At 45.7% G+C, this 442-nt stretch carries 1 protein-coding gene and 1 pseudogene; both read right to left on the reverse strand.

Translation table 11 applies throughout. The annotated features are described in order from the left end of the window. A pseudogene (locus WKI42_RS10685) lies at window positions 1–99 on the reverse strand (phage holin); the annotation flags it as partial. A gap of 13 nt (window positions 100–112) precedes the next feature. After that, a partial coding sequence (locus WKI42_RS10690; protein WP_440581624.1) for a phage upper tail fiber protein occupies window positions 113–442 on the reverse strand: 330 nt, incomplete at its 5' end.

The following is a 442-nucleotide window of genomic DNA, read 5'->3' on the forward strand; positions in this document are numbered from 1 at the left end:
ACGCAAAAGATAGTCTTTCACTGCCTTTACAATACCGCCTATTGCTACTGCTAAAAAGCCTGTCGCAAAAGCGATGATAAATTCATTAAATTGTGTCATATGTTTTTCCTTTCTATCTTGGTTCATACACATCATAGATAGTATTGGGGTCTTTCGTTCTGATAGCTTCATATTGAGCCTTTGTACCAACCCAATATTTCAAGGCTTGCCCACCGTTTTGGTTGATGATGTTTTGGCCGGGCGCACCATCTGCTCCTCTAGGCCCTTGAATGCCCTGCAGTCCTTGTTGCCCTCTTTCGCCTTGGACACCCTGCGGACCACGTTCTCCTGCAGCGCCTCGTTCGCCATCGTTGATATTATCCAAATGAGTGAAAGCAGAGGCTTTTAAACCTCTGTAATTCACTTCAATACGGACTTCGAACCAGCCACCAGAGCGCTGAGT

The sequence above is a fragment of the Streptococcus pseudopneumoniae genome (assembly GCF_038148935.1).
In the GTDB taxonomy this organism is placed as follows: Bacteria; Bacillota; Bacilli; order Lactobacillales; family Streptococcaceae; genus Streptococcus; species Streptococcus pseudopneumoniae_U.